Annotated in this window: 10 protein-coding genes and 1 pseudogene; 10 read left to right on the top strand and 1 reads right to left on the bottom strand. The window is 64.5% G+C overall.

All coding sequences use genetic code 11. From position 1 onward, the window contains the following. Nucleotides 1-84: 84 nt before the first annotated feature. The 8 genes from ACJJV2_RS12775 to murB are packed head-to-tail and all read left to right on the top strand — an operon-like array spanning nucleotide 85 to nucleotide 6,773. Nucleotides 85-864 carry a MotA/TolQ/ExbB proton channel family protein gene (locus ACJJV2_RS12775; protein ID WP_082388116.1) on the top strand — a complete coding sequence of 260 codons (780 nt, stop codon included), beginning with the start codon at nucleotides 85-87 and terminating at the stop codon, nucleotides 862-864. Further along, a complete protein-coding gene (locus ACJJV2_RS12770) occupies nucleotides 861-1,286 on the top strand; it encodes a biopolymer transporter ExbD (RefSeq protein WP_153635253.1) in 426 nt (141 codons plus the stop codon). The genes ACJJV2_RS12775 and ACJJV2_RS12770 overlap by 4 nt, the downstream gene beginning before the upstream one ends. Before the next feature lie 28 nt (nucleotides 1,287-1,314). Then, nucleotides 1,315-3,063, top strand: coding sequence for a lipid A export permease/ATP-binding protein MsbA (gene msbA / locus ACJJV2_RS12765; RefSeq protein ID WP_225347686.1), 1,749 nt, complete (start codon nucleotides 1,315-1,317; stop codon nucleotides 3,061-3,063). After that, nucleotides 3,060-4,049 (top strand): tetraacyldisaccharide 4'-kinase, encoded by a 990-nt coding sequence (gene lpxK / locus ACJJV2_RS12760; RefSeq protein WP_054555010.1) that lies wholly within the window; start codon nucleotides 3,060-3,062, stop codon nucleotides 4,047-4,049. Before msbA ends, lpxK begins: the two co-directional genes overlap by 4 nt. A gap of 54 nt (nucleotides 4,050-4,103) precedes the next feature. Beyond that, nucleotides 4,104-4,298, top strand: coding sequence for a Trm112 family protein (locus ACJJV2_RS12755; RefSeq protein ID WP_043331901.1), 195 nt, complete (start codon nucleotides 4,104-4,106; stop codon nucleotides 4,296-4,298). Continuing rightward, complete coding sequence (gene kdsB, locus ACJJV2_RS12750; RefSeq protein ID WP_405281408.1) at nucleotides 4,298-5,140, top strand: 3-deoxy-manno-octulosonate cytidylyltransferase; 843 nt, start codon at nucleotides 4,298-4,300, stop codon at nucleotides 5,138-5,140. The genes ACJJV2_RS12755 and kdsB overlap by 1 nt, the downstream gene beginning before the upstream one ends. Further along, entirely contained in the window at nucleotides 5,137-5,694 is a 558-nt protein-coding gene (locus ACJJV2_RS12745; RefSeq protein ID WP_405281405.1) for a low molecular weight protein-tyrosine-phosphatase, read from the top strand. Before kdsB ends, ACJJV2_RS12745 begins: the two co-directional genes overlap by 4 nt. Beyond that, nucleotides 5,691-6,773: a UDP-N-acetylmuramate dehydrogenase gene (gene murB, locus ACJJV2_RS12740; protein ID WP_405281403.1), complete on the top strand. Its 1,083-nt coding sequence runs from the start codon at nucleotides 5,691-5,693 to the stop codon at nucleotides 6,771-6,773. Before ACJJV2_RS12745 ends, murB begins: the two co-directional genes overlap by 4 nt. A gap of 2,632 nt (nucleotides 6,774-9,405) precedes the next feature. Here murB and rne read toward each other — a convergent pair. Beyond that, nucleotides 9,406-11,250: pseudogene (gene rne / locus ACJJV2_RS12735) on the bottom strand (ribonuclease E); the annotation flags it as partial. Nucleotides 11,251-12,286: 1,036 nt separating this feature from the next. Between rne and ACJJV2_RS12730 the strand changes: the two are divergent. Further along, nucleotides 12,287-13,246, top strand: coding sequence for an RluA family pseudouridine synthase (locus tag ACJJV2_RS12730; RefSeq protein ID WP_405281400.1), 960 nt, complete (start codon nucleotides 12,287-12,289; stop codon nucleotides 13,244-13,246). Further along, nucleotides 13,239-13,925 carry an HAD-IA family hydrolase gene (locus tag ACJJV2_RS12725; RefSeq protein ID WP_405281397.1) on the top strand — a complete coding sequence of 229 codons (687 nt, stop codon included), beginning with the start codon at nucleotides 13,239-13,241 and terminating at the stop codon, nucleotides 13,923-13,925. Before ACJJV2_RS12730 ends, ACJJV2_RS12725 begins: the two co-directional genes overlap by 8 nt. The last annotated feature ends 34 nt before the right edge of the window (nucleotides 13,926-13,959 follow it).

Genomic DNA, 13,959 nt, shown 5'->3' with positions numbered 1-13,959 from the left:
GGCCTGCGCGACAGGGATGGCGCGTGACATCTGACACGACAACAATGGTGCCCGCAGAGGCATCGAGACCAAGGGAGAGGTCACATGCTGGAAGCCTTGTACGCAGGGGGAGTCTTGATGCTCCCCATCCTCGGATGTTCCGTCGTGGCACTGGCCATCATCCTCGAGCGCCTGTGGACGCTGCGTCGTCGACGCATCGCGCCGAAGGGCCTGGGACAGCAGGTGTGTGAACTGATCAGCCAGGGACAGGTCAATGTCTACTGGCTGGAGAGTCATTCGCCGCTGGGCAACGTGCTGGCGGCGGGACTGCGCAATGCGCGCCTAGGCAATGAGCAGGTACGCGCGCGCATGCAGGAGTCGGCCGTGGCCGTCATCCATGACATGGAGCGCTTCCTGAGTCCGCTGGGCACCATCGCCGCCATCACGCCGCTTTTGGGGCTGCTGGGCACGGTGGTCGGCATGATCGACGTCTTCGCCGTGATCGTCGATGCGGGCAGCGCCGAGCGCGCCCAGGAGCTGGCCGGCGGGATTTCCCAGGCGCTGGTGACGACGGCGTCCGGCTTGACGGTGGCGATTCCGGCACTGATGTTCCATCGCTATTTCCAGCGCTGTGTCGAGGACATCACCGTCAACATGGAGGAACAGGCAGGGCAGGTGGTGGAGTATATCTCGCACCACCAGGGCGAGCTCGGGCTGGCCGAGAGCCATGACGGCATCGACCGTCGTCCGGGCCAGCGCCCCGGCCAGGTGCCGGAGCCCCATGAGCGCCTGCCGGAAGACCTGCCGGCCTACATGCGTCGTGACGCCGATGACCCCTATGGTGGCGATGATGGCAAGGGGGCAGGTGCCGGGAGGCCGTCATGAGGTTTCCGCGTCGCCAGCGTGAGTCGGTGGAGGTCAATCTCACCCCGCTGATCGACGTGGTGTTTCTGCTGCTGATCTTCTTCATGGTCTCGACGACCTTCGATAGCCGTCGAGCGCTGGACCTCATCCTGCCGCAGTCCAGTCAGGCCAGCGCGGTAGAGCAGGCGCCCTTGATCCTGAGCATCGGGGCGGCAGGTGATTTTACGCTCGGCGAGGCAAGCCTCGGCGAGGATGAACTGGGAGCGCAACTTGCGCAGTACAAGGACCAGGCAGATCGCTTCGGGTTGATCCTCGAAGCCGATGGCCGCACGCCCCACGCCAAGGTGGTCACGGCGCTGGACGCCGCCGCTGAAGTGGGTATCACCCGTGTGCGCATCAGTACGCGTATCGGGACGGAATCATCATCACCGGATGCCCCATGAGGGCGCCGCCCAAGTCTATGGAGACCCCGTGAGTCGCGACTCCACCTGGATTCATTACCGCCGCTTGCTCGGCTATGTTCGCCCGTACTGGAAGATGTTTCTGGCCGCCGTCGTCGGCTACATCATCTACGGTGCCTCGAGTACGGCGCTGGCCGAGATGATGAAGCGCCTGATCGACGGCATTCAGAATCCTGACGCCCAGTTCAGACTGTTCCTGCCGCTGTTCGTGATCGGCATGTTCGCCGTGCGTGGCGTCGGCACCTTCCTGGGCACCTACTGCATGAGTGATGTGGCGCGCAACGTGGTCCACACCCTGCGCACCACGGTGTTCAACCACATGCTGCACTTGCCGGGGCGCTATTTCGACGAGAACTCCACCGGCCATCTCATCACCCGCGTCACCTACCATGTCGAGCAGATCACCGGCGCGGCCACCAAGGCGCTGACCATCATCCTGCGCGAAGGCTTCTTCGTGCTCGGCCTGCTGGGCTATCTGTTCTGGACCAACTGGAAGCTGACGCTGGTGTTCATCGCGGTCACGCCGCTGATCGGCTGGGTGGTCAGCTATGCCAGCAAGCGCTTCCGCAAGCTCTCCAAGCGTATCCAGGGCTCGATGGGCGAGGTGACTCACGTGGCCTCCGAGGCGCTGTCCGGCCATCGTGTCGTGCGTACCCACGGTGCCGAGGATTACGAGAAGGCACGCTTCGCGGCGGTCAGTGAGTACAACCGCGAGCAGAAGATGAAGGAAGCGCTGACCAAGGCCACTGCCACGCCGGTCATCCAGCTGTTGATCGCCGTGGCACTGGCCACGCTGGTGTGGCTGGCGATGGCGCCGGAACTGATGGCCGGCATGAGTGCCGGTGAGTTCGTCGGCTTCATCACCGCCGCTTCGATGATGGCCAAGCCGGTGCGTCAGTTGACCGAAGTCAATGGCGAGATCCAGAAGGGCATGGCGGCCTCGGAAGAACTGTTCGGCCTGCTGGATACGCCGGCAGAGCCGGACAACGGCACCCTGGTGCCCGAGGGTCGCCTCGAGGGCCGTGTGCGCTTCGACAATGTCCACTTCCGCTATGCAGACCATCAGCCGGAGGTGCTCAAGGGCATCGATCTGGAGGTGAAACCGGGGCAGATGGTCGCCATCGTCGGGCGTTCGGGGTCGGGCAAGTCGACATTGATGAGCCTGTTGCCGCGCTTCTATGCACCGACCACCGGCCGCATCCTGATCGATGATGTCGCCATCGAGGACTACAAGCTGCGCCCGATGCGTCAGCAGATCGCGCTGGTCTCGCAGAATGTCACCCTGTTCAATGCCGACCTGACCGCCAACATCGCCTATGGCACCGGTGAGGTCGACAAGGCACGGGTGGAAGAGGCGGCGCGCGCGGCCTATGCCCACGAATTCATCGAGCGCATGAGCGAAGGCTACGACACCATCGTCGGCGACAATGGCGTGATGCTCTCCGGTGGTCAGCGCCAGCGTATCGCCATCGCGCGTGCCATCTACAAGGACTCGCCGATCCTGGTGCTGGATGAGGCCACCTCGGCGCTGGATACCGAATCCGAACGCTATATCCAGCGCGCGCTGGAGGAAGTGTGTCAGGGCCGGACGACCTTCGTGATCGCCCACCGCCTGTCCACCATCGAGAAGGCGGACCGCATCCTGGTGATGGATGATGGCGAGATCATCGAAGACGGCACCCACGAATCATTGATTGCTCAGGAAGGTGCTTATGCCGCGCTGCATCGCATCCAGTTCCGGGAGACGGCGGACGCATGAGTGAACGACTGGTAGACGCCTGGTATCGCGGCGCCGGCTGGCTGCACCTGCTGCGCCCGCTGGAACATGTCTACAAGAATGTGGTGGCGCGCAAGCGCAATGCCTATCTCACCGGCAAGCGTGAGGTCTGGAAGGCGCCGGTGCCGGTGATCGTGATCGGCAACATCACCGTCGGTGGTACCGGCAAGTCGCCGCTGGTCGCCTGGCTGGGGCGCTGGTTGAGCGAGCAGGGCTGGCGCCCGGGCATCATCTCGCGCGGCTACGGTGGGCATTCGCCGCGCTATCCCCTCTACGTGCAGGCCGATACCGACCCTCAGCATGCCGGCGATGAGCCGGTGATGCTGGCTCAGCAGACCGGCCTGCCGGTGGCGGTCGATCCGGATCGCCCGAGCGCGGCGCGGCGCCTGATTGCCGCCGGCTGCGACATTCTGCTCTCCGATGACGGTCTGCAGCATCATGCGCTGGGGCGCGATATCGAGCTGGTGGTCGTGGATGGTGAGCGTGCCTTCGGCAATCAGCGTTGCCTGCCCGCTGGTCCGCTGCGCGAGCCGTTGTCGCGCCTCGCCAGTGTCGATGCGGTGATCTCCAACGGTGTCATCGACTGCTCGCGCCTGCCGGTGGAATCGCATTGCATGAAGCTGACGCCGGTCCATTGGCGCCACCTGATCGACGACGTGCGCTATCCTGCCCACCAGCTGCCGTTCAGCGGTCAGGTGCATGCGTTGGCCGGTATCGGCAATCCGCAGCGCTTCTTCCGTACCCTGACCAACCTCGGGGTCGAGCATCTGCCGCGTCCGCTGGCGGACCACCATCGTTTCACGCCGACGGATCTGCGCTTTTCCGACAATCTGCCCGTGGTGATGACCGCCAAGGACGCCGTCAAGTGTCGCAGCTTCGCCAATGAGCGCTGCTGGGCGCTGGATGTCGAGGCGCGTCCGGATCAGGCGCTGGTGGACTGGCTCGCCAAACGCCTTGAGGCGCTCTGAGTGCTTGATCGCTGAATTTTCTTTCTTTTCTGCTGTTATTCCGGAGATGTCTCGATGGACAAGGAACTGCTCGCGCTACTGGTTTGCCCGCTGTGTCAGGCCAAGCTGACCTATGATGCGGCGAACGCCGAGCTCAAGTGCTTCTACGATGGCCTCGCCTATCCGGTACGCGACGGCATCCCCGTCATGCTGGAAGAAGAAGCGCGCCAGATGGATGCCGACGAGAAGCTCAAGGGGAGCCGCGGCTGATGAGTGACCTTCTGCAGCAGGGGCTGGCAGACGACAGCCGTTCAGAGGGCGAGTCCGGCTTCGTGGTCGTGATTCCGGCGCGCTTCAACTCCTCACGCCTGCCGGGCAAGCCCCTGGCGGACATTCATGGCCAGCCGATGATCGAGCACGTCTGGCGCAATGCCTGCGCCAGTCAGGCCAGCCGGGTCGTGATCGCCACCGATGACGAGCGCATCCGTGAGGCCTGTGAAGGCTTCGGGGCCGAGGTCGTGATGACGCGTGGCGATCATCCCAGCGGGACGGACCGTCTTGCCGAGGTGGTCACGCTGCTGGCGCTGGCCCCCGAGACCCTGGTGGTCAACGTCCAGGGCGATGAGCCGTTGCTGCCGGCGGCGCTGATCGATCAGGTGGCGGTGCGTCTCGAGGAAGACGAGGGCGCCTCGATCGCCACGCTGGCGGAGTCGATCGCCAGCGTTGACAGCCTGTTCAATCCCAATGTGGTCAAGGTGGTGCGTGACCTGCGTGGGCGTGCCCTGTACTTCTCGCGTGCGCCTATCCCGTGGGACCGCGAGCACTTCACCACGCCGCCGGACATGCTGGCCACCGATTCCTGGCTGCGCCATATCGGCCTCTACGCCTATCGTGCCAGCTTCCTGACCGATTACGTCGACTGGCTGCCGGCCCCGCTGGAGCAGCTCGAACAGCTCGAACAGCTGCGCGCGCTGCATCATGGTCATGCCATCCAGGTGGCCATTGCCTGCACGGCGCATCCGGCCGGTGTCGATACGCCGGAGGATCTCGAGCGCGTGCGCGACTGGCTGGCGCAAGCAGCGGTAGGCAGCGAGAGCGGAGAGGCCAGATGAGCGAGCTTCTTGAGCAACTGGTCCAGCGTCAGGCGCCATTGGAGCGCATCCTGATGGTGTGCCTGGGCAATATCTGCCGCTCACCGAGTGCCGAAGGCGTGTTGCGTGCGGCGTTGACGCGCCATGGTCTGGAGCAGGTCGTCACGGTGGACAGCTGCGGTACCAGTGACTGGCATGTCGGCGGTCAGCCTGACTCGCGGGCCATCGCGCATGCGGCCAAGCGCGGACACGACATTAGCACGCTGCGTGCCCGTCAGTTGTGCGAGCAGGACTTTCACGACTTCGATCTGATTCTGGTGATGGACGACGCCAATCTTGCCGATACCCGTGCCTTGGCTGCGCGTAGCAACAGTGGTGATCAGGCGCTGATCGGTCGCCTGCTGGACCTGCTGCCGACCCCGCTGCCCGCGCTGGCAGCGGGCAGTCGTGAGGTGCCGGACCCCTACACCGGGGGCCCCGATGCCTTCGAGCGTGTGCTGGATCTGATCGATGTGGCCTGTGAGGTACTCATTGCGGCACTGCCTGCGGCGACCACGGCGCGGGCGCGCTCATGACTCGGGTATCCAGTGATCAGAACGCTGGCGACACCTCGCAACGTGAGGGGGTGGCGCTGGATGGCTGCAATACGCTGGGCTTCTCGGCGCGCGCCCGCGCCCTGAGCGAGCCACACACCGTCGAGGCGGCCAGGGCACAGGTGCTGGCCTCCCGGCAGGCTGGTGAGCGTCTGGTAGTGATCGGCGGCGGCAGCAATCTGGTATTGCTGCCGTGGCTGGATGCCCATGTCATGCGCCCGGCTTTTGACGAGGTCACCATCACGCCGGCAGAAGACGGCCTGACGGCCACGGTCTCTGTCGAGGCCGGCAAGCGCTGGCATGCCCTGGTGATGGAGCTGGCCGCCGCCGGCTGGTGGGGCTGCGAGAACCTGGCGCTGATTCCCGGTTGCTGCGGTGCGGCGCCTATCCAGAATATCGGTGCCTATGGCGTCGAGCTGGCAGACCATCTGCTGCGCCTGGAAGTCATGTCGCTGGAAGATGGCAGCTGCCGTTGGATGAATCGTGAGGAATGCGGTTTCGGTTATCGCGACAGCATCTTCAAGGGCGCGCTTGAGCATCGCGTGCTGATCACGCGTCTGGAGTTGCAGGTGTCGCGCCAGGCGTCGCCCCGGCTCGGTTATGGTGATCTCGCCCAGCGCGTCAGTGCGGCGCTGCCGCAAGGGGAGGAAGTGACGCCGTTGCAGGTCGCCCAGGCGGTGATTGCCACGCGCAGTGAGAAGTTGCCCGACCCCGCGCAACTGGGCAATGCCGGCAGTTTCTTCAAGAATCCGCAGCTTCCCGGGGCCGAGGCCCAGGCGCTGTTGACCCGCTTCCCGAGCTTGCCGCATTACCCGCAGGCCGATGGCAGCATCAAGCTGGCAGCAGGCTGGCTGATCGATCAATGTGGTCTCAAGGGCGCGCGCAGAGGCCATGTCGGCGTACATGCTCAGCAGGCGCTGGTGCTGGTGCACTTCGGCGAGGGGGCCGTCACGGAGCTGCTGGCACTGGCGCAGGAGGTGCGTGAGGCCGTCCATGCCCGCTTCGGTGTCTGGCTCGAGCAGGAGCCGCGGGAGCTGGGAATGATGCCGCCCGAGGGCTGAGGCCCAGAGTCGTGCGCACGAGACCTGCGCTGAAGTGAAGGCACGCACACCAGGCGCTGAAAATAGCAAGCACTGAAAACAAGAACGCCCCGCAGGCTTGCCTGCGGGGCGTTCTTGTTTTCAGTGCTTGGTTCTGACTTGTTGCTCAACGGGAGCGGCTGGCAGATGCTGGCATAGACCCTGGCTTGCTGACTTTCTGACGCCCCCTTCAGCGCTGGTGGCTGAAAGAGGCGCCATAGTGGCGGCAGGGGCAGGGCGCCAGCCTCAGGCCTCAGTGAGACGTATCGCTGTCATCCTGAGCGGTCGTGTCCTGAGTCTCTGCGCTGGCCTGTTGTGCAGCAGCACGTTCGGCAGCTTCACGCTCACGACGACGCACTTCGCGCGGATCGTTGTAGGCGCGTTCGCCACGGCGACGGCGGGTCTCGGTGGCTGGCTGCGTGCTGTCCTGCTGCGCGCCTTCTGCCACTGTCGTCTCGCCTTGCTCGCTCGGTGCCTGCTTCTGCTCGCTGTCAGCGACTTCCCCTGTGTGGGAGTCGTCGCTCACGGCTTGCGCCACGGCGACATTGTCGTGACGCTCGGCAGTCGCGAACGCTGTCTCGGCCGGCGCACTCTCGACGCTGGCGCTGACGTTGACGGCGCTTTCGGCACCTTCAGCAGTAGCATCAGAGCCTTCAGCGTTTGCAGAGCCTTCAGCAGCATCAGAGCCTTCAGCTGATTGAGCGCCTTCCGCAGCTTCAGCGACAGTAGCTGCGGTGCGCTCAGTGCTGACAGCAGGCTCAATCTCAGCGCTGGCCACGTCAGCGCTTTGCGTCACCTTCACCTCGCTGGCCTCAGTCTGCTGGGGAGCCTCTTCGTGCGCGGTCTCCTGTACAGGCTGTTCAGCGGCAGCGTCTTCCACGGCAGGTTCTTCCACGGCAGGTTCTTCCACGGCAGGTTCTTCCGCCACAGTCTGCGCAGGCTTGCTGGCAGTGTCGGCTTCAGCGGCGATCGCTTCCTCTGCTTCAGCGACAGGTGCCTGAGCTTCGGTCTGCTCGGCAGCTTGCGCTTCGGCGGCCGGTGCCTGGACGCTTTGCTCGACGACGGCTGGCGCTTCAGGCGCAGCGGCTTCGCTGGTCACGCTTTCCTTCAGCGACTGCTCATCGGCCGCGGCTTCCGGCGCGACTTCTGCCGCGGTGATGGCCGGCGTGTCGACGGTGACGTCAGCTTCGCTGGCCTGCGGCTGGTGCACGCTTGGCTGCTGGACGGCGTGCTGCTCAGTGCGCTGGGCGGCGTGTTGCTCAGTCTTCTGCGCCTGGTGAGCGCCAGTGACAGGCGCTTCGGACGCCTCTTCGACTGGTGCTTCGACGACCGGCTCGGGCACTTCCGCTGTCGCTGGCTCAGACTCAGACGCTTGCGCATCGGATGCCGCTGACTCAGGGGCTACCGTCTCTTTCAGCGCCTCGTTGCTCGGCTCGCTGACTTCCGGTGCAACGGCAGCCGTGAGGTCTGCGCTGGCAGACTGCTCGGCGCTGGCCGGCGCGTCCTGTGCTGCGGTGCTGTTTTCACCCTGCGAGGCGCTGTCGTTGCCTTGCGGAGCATTGGCTTCGCCCTGCGGAGCAGCGGTAGTGGCGTTGACGGCTTCGGCACCTTCCTCGGCAATGGCCGGCACCGCAGCGGCTGCCGAAGTAGCGGCTGCCGGAGCAGCGGTGGCCTGCGGGCCTGCCAGCGTCATGGCCTTGAGCGACTTCTGCTCTTCGACCGCCTGCGGGTTCAGAGCATGCTGACGGCTGCGCACACGCGGGTTGTTGCGGGTCTGCTGGTCTTCGCTGCTGACCTGCTGTTCCGCCTGCTCGGCCTGTTCGGCTGCCTTGATGGACTCGCGTGCCTGCTTGCTGTCGACCTGCTCGGCCTTGTCAGTCTTGGCCGGCTTTTCACCACGGGCCGGCTTGTCGCTGCGCTTGCCGGAATCGCGCTTGCTGGCGTTGTCGGCCTTGGCGTTCTGGCTGTCGCTGCTCCTGGCTTCGGCTTTCGGGCTGTTGTCAGCCTGCGGCGTCTGCTCCGGTTCGGCCTGCGGCTTGCTGTCGTTGGTGACGATTTCCTGCTGGCTGTCCTGACGCGACTCGTTGGACTTGCGACGGTTGCCACGGTCGTTGCGCTGACGGCGCTTGTTGTTGCTGCGGCCATCGTTCTGGCTGCTGCTGTCAGCGTCGTTGCCGCGGGATTCGTTGCCGCTGTTGCGTGACTCGCCGTCGTTGTTGCGTGACGCGTTGTCATTGCGACGACGGGAGTCCTTGCGGTTGTCATCACGCTCGTTGCTGCGGTCGTTGTTGCGGTCGTTGCTACGTTCAGCGTTGCGGCCATTGCGGGAGTCGTTGCGAGCCGCTGCCGGAGCGCTGGCTTCACTGACGGTCTCGCGACGCTCGCGGGCCTTTTCCAGTGCCTTGCGGGCTTCGCTGGACTTGGCCGGCACGGCGGTATCGCTGTCATTGCCCAGCAGGCGGCTGAAGCCTCGGGCCAGGCGCGACAGCAGGCCGCCACCGGTGGCCGGAGCGGCAGTCCTGGCGGGAGTCTGGGCTGACGACTGCGCCACGACTTCCTGCTTGCTGGCCTGAGCGCGGGTGTCATTGCCCTGGCTCGAACGGTTGCCCTGACGGTTGTCATTGCGCGAGCTCTGACGGCTGTCGTTGCGGCCTTCGCTGCGAGTGTCGTTACGAGACTCGTTGCGCGACTCCTGGCGGTTGCGACCGTTGCTGCTGCCGTTGCCGTTGCGACGACGATTGCCGTTGTTCTTGCCGTTGCCGTTGCGGCTATCGCTGTCATTGCTGCTGTCAGCGCTCTCTACCACGGCGGCGGGCGCTGCTGCAGGCGCTTCCGGTGCGGCAACCGGGGCAGGCGTGGTGTGGGACACGCTCTTGACGGCTGCTTCAGTGCGCGCCGGCGGCTTGTCGAAGTTCGGGTCCGGTTCCTTGCCGACTTCGGTCTCGACGGACAGCTCGAAGCTGGACTTGTCGGCACCGTCTTCATCGACGTGGTCATCACGCAGACGCACGACTTCGTAGTGCGGGGTGTCGAGTTCCGGGTTCGGCAGCAGCACGACATTCACGCCCTGACGACGTTCGATGTCGAACAGCGTGGCGCGCTTCTCGTTGAGCAGGTAGGTCGCGACCGGCACCGGCAGGATGGCGCGGATCTGCGAGCTGCGCTCCTTCATGGCCTCTTCTTCGATCAGGCGCATGATGGAGAGCGCCATGGAGCGCACGTCACGGATGGTGCCCTGGCCGTCACAGCGCGGGCAGACCACGCCGCTGGTCTCGCCCAGTGACGGACGCAGACGCTGACGCGACATTTCCATCAGGCCGAAGCGTGAGATGCGACCGATCTGGACGCGAGCGCGGTCGATCTTGAGCGCGTCGCGCACACGATTCTCGACTTCACGCTGGTTGCGTGCCGGCGTCATGTCGATGAAATCGATCACCACCAGGCCGCCGATGTCGCGCAGACGCAGCTGGCGGGCGATCTCGTCGGAGGCCTCCAGGTTGGTCTGCAGCGCGGTTTCCTCGATATCACTGCCGCGAGTGGCGCGAGCGGAGTTGATGTCGATGGAGACGAGGGCTTCGGTGTGGTCGATGACGATGGCGCCACCGGAGGGCAGCTTCACTTCACGCTGGTAGGCGGTCTCGATCTGGGATTCGATCTGGAAGCGCGAGAACAGCGGCACGTCGTCTTCGTAGAGCTTGATCTTCTGCTGGTAGCTCGGCATCACCTGACGCACGAAGGACAGCGCTTCTTCCTGGACTTCCGGAGAATCGATCAGCACCTCGCCGATGTCATTGCGCAGGTAGTCGCGCATGGCGCGGATGATGACGTTGGATTCACGGTAGATCAGGAAGGGGGCAGGGCGGCTGGAGGCGGCCTTGGTCACCGCGTCCCACACCTGGGCCAGGTAGTCGAGGTCCCACTGCAGCTCTTCGGCGCTCTTGCCGATGCCGGCGGTGCGCACGATGACGCCCATCTTGTCCGGCAGCGTCAGGCTGTTCATTGCTTCCTTCAGCTGAGCGCGCTCTTCGCCCTCGATGCGGCGGGAGATACCACCGGCACGCGGGTTGTTGGGCATCAGCACGAGGAAGCGGCCGGCCAGACTGATGAAGGTGGTCAGGGCGGCACCCTTGTTGCCACGTTCTTCCTTGTCGACCTGGACGATGACTTCCTGGCCTTCCTTGAGCACTTCACGAATGTTGGGACGGCCCTGGCCGGGGTCCTTGGAGAAGTACTCGCGGGAGATTTCCTTGAGCGGCAGGAAGCCGTGGCGTTCGGCACCGAAGTCGACGAAGCAGGCTTCGAGGCTGGGCTCGATGCGGGTGATTTTGCCGCGGTAGATGTTGGCTTTCTTCTGTTCGCGGGCGCCGGACTCGATGTCGAGATCGTAAAGGCGTTGTCCGTCGACCAGTGCGACGCGCAGCTCTTCCGGCTGGGTCGCGTTGATGAGCATCCGTTTCATGTCGTCTCGCTAGACTGGGCGTGCCGAAGGGCAGCCGCATTGTGCGTCGGCGACGAGGAACCGTTTTCCGCTTCGTGTTGTGCTCAGCGCATGTCGTGGAATGCGTTTTTCGCATGCAGGCAAGTCCGTGGACGGGCCACATGCGGCATGATCATGTTGAGTACTTGGAAGAGGCAGGACGTGTTGCGGGGATTTGTACTCCTCCGGCCCTGCGGTCTCTTCCCTAACACCTGGCATTTGCCGATTCATCGACGCCGGCCTTCGGCACGGATATCGAATGATTACCCGGGCTTCATGCCCGAGCGGTCTTGTGTCGTTGGCCCATGAATGACTGGGCGTCTTGCTGTCTTGCCTGCGCAGGCGGCTTTCGGGCTCCCGCGACATCATCTCGTGGAGTCTGCAACGAAGGCTCGAAGGGCGATTGCGCTGCGGCGCGCGGCGTCATGCATTCCGCGCCCGCTGATATCGTCATCAGGTCCTGTGAGACCTGAGCGACATCGATGTTTTGCGTCAGCTGTTGGTCTGGCCACTGGCCGCGAATGACTGTCCTTGGGGCGGCCTTCGCTGCCTGTGATTGACAGGTGCGATGCGCGGGACAGCACGCTACCGACAGGGTAGATGACAACAGGGTGCTTGCGTGACCTGCACGGTGCTGATGTCGGTGCGCGTTGCTTCATTGCAGGCCATCTGACCCTCTCCGCCGGCGTGAAGCACCTTGTTGAAGTGCCGGGTGCGCCGTTTTTCCGGCCGCTGTGACAGGGCTGCGGAGACGATGATCGGGCATATAGAGAAGGCCCATCTCACTGCGCTCGAATATACCAGTAAAGGTATGTACCAGCAATTCAGCTGCCAGATCAAACGCTTCGCTACATCGCCCGAGATACGAGGCCCGGCGAGCCGCAGATGAGAGCGGCATATGGCACGATGATTCCCCATTGGTCGCATGACACCGTAGAATGACCGGTCTGAGTGCGCCCAGGCGCACGGCAACAAGATGAGCAGGCCGCGCGAAGGCGGGGCCGGAAAGGAGTGCGACATGGCCGAAGGCCAATCAGTCCAGTGGATCGAGGTTGCCCCGGAATTGGCCGGGCAGCGCATCGACAACTTTCTGCGTACCCGCCTCAAGGGCGCACCCAAGGCATTGATCTATCGCATCGTGCGCAAGGGTGAAGTGCGCGTGAACAAGAAGCGCATCAAGGTCGATTACCGCCTGCAGGCGGGTGATCTGGTGCGGGTGCCGCCGCTGCGCCTCTCGCCGGAAGCCGCCGTGCAGGAAGTCAGTGACAATCTGCGCGAGGTGCTGGCGGGCTGCATCGTGCGCGAGACGGATGACTTCATGGTCATCAACAAGCCCTCGGGGCTTGCCGTGCACGGCGGCAGCGGCGTCAAGATCGGCCTGATCGAGGCCATGCGCCAGATTCGCGCCGACCTGCCGTTCCTGGAGCTGGTGCATCGCCTGGACCGTGATACCTCCGGCTGCATTCTGCTGGCCAAGTCGCGGGCTGCGCTGTTGCAGCTCAATGCCGACCTCAAGGCCCACAAGATGACCAAGCTGTATCTGGCGCTGGTCGAGGGGCGCTGGGATTCACGTCGCGATTACGTCAATGCGCCGCTGGAGCGCTACGACGGTGGCAATGGTGAGCGCCGGGTGCGCGTCGATGAGGCCGGCAAGACGGCCAGCACCCGCTACGCGGTGCGTGAGGCCTATCCGAGCATGACGCTGGTCGAGGCCGAGCCGATTACCGGGCGTACCCACCAGATTCGCGTGCACTCGGTGCATGCCAGGCACCCGCTGCTCGGCGATACCAAGTACGGCACCGAGCGCGGCAATGCCCTGGCGAAGAAGGTCGGGCTGGAGCGCCTGTTCCTGCATGCCGCCCAGCTCAGCTTTCCTGATCCGATCGACGGGCGAACCGTTACCGTGCGCGCGCCGCTGGACAAGCGGATGAAGCGCGTTCTCGCCACTGCCAGAGAGCTGGGAGCTCGTCATGACTGATCTCACCGCAGGACTGCCGCAACCGCGCTATCGCCTGGTCATCTTCGACTGGGATGGCACCCTGATGGATTCCGAGGCGCGCATCGTCGACTGCCTGCAGGCGGCCTCGTTGGCGACGTGCATGGGCGAGCTGCCTGCCCATGCGGCGCGCGACATTATCGGACTCGGGCTGCCCGAAGCCATGGAGCGCCTGTTCCCGGGGGTGACGGCCGAGCAATGCGAGGCACTGGTTGCGGCCTACAAGGCGCATTTCGTGGCGGTCGATACCACGCCGCTGGACTTCTTCCCCGGTGTCGAGGCCGGCATCCAGCGTCTGCGTCGCCATCCCGAGCAGCTGCTGGCCGTCGCGACGGGCAAGAGCCGCCGCGGGCTGGATCGCATGTTCATGGTCCATGACTGCGGTGACTGGTTCCATGCCTCGCGCACCGCGGACCTGACGCTGTCCAAGCCGCACCCTCGCATGCTCGAGGAATTGCTGGCCGAGCTGAACGTTGAGGCGCATGAGGCGCTGATGGTCGGCGATACCGAATATGATCTGGAGATGGCGCGTGCCCTTGGCATGCACAGTGTCGGTGTCGACTACGGCGTACACAGTGTGCCGCGTCTTGAGGCCTGTGCGCCGCAGCGCATCGTCTCGCATTTCGATGAATTGATGGATTGGCTGTACGTGGCCAGGTAACGGCCGCGATCGCCCAGCACAGGAGCAGCAATCG

This window comes from Cobetia sp. Ld8 (assembly GCF_045066615.1).
Classification (GTDB): Bacteria; Pseudomonadota; Gammaproteobacteria; order Pseudomonadales; family Halomonadaceae; genus Cobetia; species Cobetia amphilecti.
This window is presented reverse-complemented; position numbering and strand designations above follow the sequence as displayed.

Bases quoted from the DNA above. Each gene is read 5' to 3' on its own strand.
- ACJJV2_RS12775 (WP_082388116.1), top strand. From the start codon at position 85: ATGCTGGAAGCCTTGTACGCAGGGGGAGTCTTGATGCTCCCCATCCTC.
- ACJJV2_RS12770 (WP_153635253.1), top strand. From the start codon at position 861: ATGAGGTTTCCGCGTCGCCAGCGTGAGTCGGTGGAGGTCAATCTCACC.
- lpxK (WP_054555010.1), top strand. From the start codon at position 3,060: ATGAGTGAACGACTGGTAGACGCCTGGTATCGCGGCGCCGGCTGGCTG.
- ACJJV2_RS12755 (WP_043331901.1), top strand. From the start codon at position 4,104: ATGGACAAGGAACTGCTCGCGCTACTGGTTTGCCCGCTGTGTCAGGCC.
- kdsB (WP_405281408.1), top strand. From the start codon at position 4,298: ATGAGTGACCTTCTGCAGCAGGGGCTGGCAGACGACAGCCGTTCAGAG.
- ACJJV2_RS12745 (WP_405281405.1), top strand. From the start codon at position 5,137: ATGAGCGAGCTTCTTGAGCAACTGGTCCAGCGTCAGGCGCCATTGGAG.
- murB (WP_405281403.1), top strand. From the start codon at position 5,691: ATGACTCGGGTATCCAGTGATCAGAACGCTGGCGACACCTCGCAACGT.
- ACJJV2_RS12730 (WP_405281400.1), top strand. From the start codon at position 12,287: ATGGCCGAAGGCCAATCAGTCCAGTGGATCGAGGTTGCCCCGGAATTG.
- ACJJV2_RS12725 (WP_405281397.1), top strand. From the start codon at position 13,239: ATGACTGATCTCACCGCAGGACTGCCGCAACCGCGCTATCGCCTGGTC.